Source organism: Ligilactobacillus araffinosus DSM 20653, assembly GCF_001435375.1.
Taxonomy (GTDB): Bacteria; Bacillota; Bacilli; order Lactobacillales; family Lactobacillaceae; genus Ligilactobacillus; species Ligilactobacillus araffinosus.
In genome coordinates this window covers 1-2,798 of the sequence record NZ_AYYZ01000009.1, presented here as the reverse complement: position 1 = coordinate 2,798, position 2,798 = coordinate 1, and the positions used below count along the sequence as shown (strand labels likewise).

The 2,798-nt window shown below is 32.0% G+C and carries 5 protein-coding genes; all 5 read left to right on the top strand.

What is annotated here, in order from left to right; all coding sequences use genetic code 11:
* Positions 1–438 precede the first annotated feature (438 nt).
* A complete protein-coding gene (locus tag FC64_RS07300) occupies positions 439–573 on the top strand; it encodes a ribbon-helix-helix domain-containing protein (RefSeq protein ID WP_081035606.1) in 135 nt (44 codons plus the stop codon).
* A gap of 67 nt (positions 574–640) precedes the next feature.
* Positions 641–1,369 (top strand): replication protein, encoded by a 729-nt coding sequence (locus tag FC64_RS01815; RefSeq protein ID WP_081035605.1) that lies wholly within the window; start codon positions 641–643, stop codon positions 1,367–1,369.
* Between the two features lie 60 nt (positions 1,370–1,429).
* Complete coding sequence (locus FC64_RS01810; protein ID WP_057906273.1) at positions 1,430–1,816, top strand: hypothetical protein; 387 nt, start codon at positions 1,430–1,432, stop codon at positions 1,814–1,816.
* 123 nt (positions 1,817–1,939) lie between these two features.
* A complete protein-coding gene (locus FC64_RS01805) occupies positions 1,940–2,302 on the top strand; it encodes a hypothetical protein (protein WP_057906272.1) in 363 nt (120 codons plus the stop codon).
* Positions 2,303–2,313: 11 nt separating this feature from the next.
* Complete coding sequence (locus FC64_RS01800) at positions 2,314–2,565, top strand: hypothetical protein (RefSeq protein ID WP_057906271.1); 252 nt, start codon at positions 2,314–2,316, stop codon at positions 2,563–2,565.
* The last annotated feature ends 233 nt before the right edge of the window (positions 2,566–2,798 follow it).

The following is a 2,798-nucleotide window of genomic DNA, read 5'->3' as shown; positions in this document are numbered from 1 at the left end:
TCAAATAAAAAAAGAGAGATAGAAATTAGATAAGACGTCAATCAGCATTACGCTTGTCTGCTTGCAGACAAGGCAATGATTGATGTCTTTTGTGTAATAAGACCATGAACAAATAGGAAAAGAGCTTTGCTGTTTTCCGCGCCCCTTTAGGCGGGGGTAATGGGGTGGAGCTGCCATCAGCTCCCGAGTCTGGCGAGTAGCCAGAAAACGAAAATAAAATTGAAATTGGCATGCCTAGGGGGGCTACTACGACGCCCCCCTAGGTGGCCACGTGCCATCGGTAAAAATGTGTTATCCCTTGGGAGAGTAAGGATTATGAGGTGAAAAACTGTGAGTATCAACTCTCAGTAAGCGTTTAGCGTTTTCATTTTAATAAGTGATTTACAAGTGTGTCATTTATGATATAATTATGTGTATAAATGACAGGAGGTTTTTATTATGGTTAAAGAAGGTAAGAAAAGAATTCAAATTACTTTGAATGAAAAAATGTTAAAACGATTGGAGGAAATTTCGGATGAAAAAGGAATTTCAAAATCGGCTGTGGTTTCGTTGGCAATTGAAAAATTTGAATAAAAAAATAACTCTGACGGGCGGTCAGAGCAGGTTTGTAAATATTTGATTGAACGAGGTTAATTATAACATGACTAATAATAATAATAAACAAGATAAAAAAGATAAACGTGTAAGAAATTGGACATTTATTGTTTATCCTGAAAGTGCAAAGCAAGATTGGCGTCAAAAGTTAGATGATTTGCATATTCCGTGGCTTGAAAGTCCATTACATGATAAGGACGTTAACCCTGACGGAACAAAGAAAAAATCGCATTGGCATATTTTATTAAAATTTGGTTCGAAGAAATCATATCGCCAAGTGAAAAATCTTACACAGGAAAATGTTGGTGGTACAAATCCTCAGAAAGTTCATGACCTGCGAGGCATGATTAGATATTTTATTCATATTGATAATCCTGAGAAGTATCAATATAGTAGGACAGAATTGAAAGAGCATTGCGGTTTTGATATTGGAAAAGCATTTGCTAGTAGTAGTATGCAAAGATATGATCTGATTCATGAGATGATTGATTTTATTCGTGATAATCAAATAGAAGAAGTATCAGATTTAATTGCATACGCTGTTGATAATCGTGCGGATGACTGGTTTCCATTATTAGCAGATAATTCTTTAAAAATTGTTGAATCATTTATTCGTTCAATTCATTTTAAAAAGAGAGATGAACGTGAAGAACAGCGAATGAAAGAAGAAAAACAAAAACAACTTGATAAACAATATGAACACGATCAAAAGGTTGCAGAACGTGCAGTGAATGCTTATAAATATCAATTAAAGAAAAAGAAAAATGAACAGTAAGTGAAATAGATAAGTTTTACTAGTAAGTTATCAGTAATTTAATAGTTAGGTGAATTATAAATGAGTGAACAAAAAGAATATACAATAAAACAAATTGCTGATGAATTAGGTGTTTCTAAAGCTGCTATTCAACAAAAAATGACTAATGATTTTAGAAAGAAGTTTACTAGTAGAAAGAAAATTAGTAATCGGCTTACTATTGTTATTAATCATGAGGGCTATTTGCAGTTAAAACAAAATAGTAAAGGTAAAAAAGATAAGCAGGATAAAATTAGTGATGATGTTATTGAAGTTTTAAAAAAGCAATTAGAAGAAAAAGATAAGCAGATAGAAAAATTGCAAGTATTATTAAATCAAAGTCAACAACTTCAATTACAACAAAATGAAAAAATTAAGTTATTAGAAACAAAATCGAAAAATCATTGGTGGCAAAGACTTTTTAAGTAGATATTAAAGATAATATCTACTTTTTTTATTGTTTAGAAAAATAAATGTAAAAATGCCCCAAAAATCATTCACTTTTTGATACATTGAAAATGTAAAAAATCATTAATGAAAGGAGTCATTACAATGGCTAAAAAATTTAATATTGGTGACTATGTTGGAATTACAGAAGCAGGAGTTGATATTTTAAATAATTCTCGTTTGTTTGTTACTGATGTTCGTCCACGAAAAAAATATGTTGATAATAAAGTGACTGATGAAATTATTGGTTCTAACGTAACGATCGAATTTGATCGTCATCAAAGCTTTGTTGGTGACTTTGTAATTGCAACTGATGAAGTGATTTCTGATGATTTTATTGATAAAGATGTAGTTGTGAATATTATTGACGCAAAAGTGTATTCTCGAACTTCTAAAGGATCGAATTATTCAACAGTCGAAGTTTCCTTGCACGGTACAGTTGCATTAGCAAATGATATTGGTGAATAGGGGTGCTTAAGATGCTTTATGGCTATGATAATATTTTTTTATGTGATAGCTGCGAAGACGGACTTGAATTTTCTTCAAAACATGAAAATGTCAATATGGACGCGGAAAACAATCAAATTGATATGAATAATGTTGTGATCTATGAAGGGAAAGACATAAAAGCCTGGGCAAAGAAGCGAAAAATTGCGTATCCTGACGCATTGAATAGATTTAGGTCTGTTTTATTTGGTGATAATGGCAAAGAATATTTTATTAAAAAATAGTTCAAAAATGAGTAACGGACGTTTGGAAACGCAAAGCGTTTGAACGAGTAGGAGCGAAAAACGTGAAGAAATGAGCGTTTTTAAGCCCCGCACGAAGTAAAAAAAGCGATGCCGTTGGAAAAAGGTAGTAACGCAAGCTTGAAGTATTTTTTAATTGAATAATCGAGTGAATGATAATCAAATAAAAAAAGAGAGATAGAAATTAGATAAGACGTCAATCAGCATTACGCTTG

Coding starts and splice junctions, on each gene's coding strand:
- FC64_RS07300 (WP_081035606.1), top strand. CDS start 439: ATGGTTAAAGAAGGTAAGAAAAGAATTCAAATTACTTTGAATGAAAAA.
- FC64_RS01815 (WP_081035605.1), top strand. CDS start 641: ATGACTAATAATAATAATAAACAAGATAAAAAAGATAAACGTGTAAGA.
- FC64_RS01810 (WP_057906273.1), top strand. CDS start 1,430: ATGAGTGAACAAAAAGAATATACAATAAAACAAATTGCTGATGAATTA.
- FC64_RS01805 (WP_057906272.1), top strand. CDS start 1,940: ATGGCTAAAAAATTTAATATTGGTGACTATGTTGGAATTACAGAAGCA.
- FC64_RS01800 (WP_057906271.1), top strand. CDS start 2,314: ATGCTTTATGGCTATGATAATATTTTTTTATGTGATAGCTGCGAAGAC.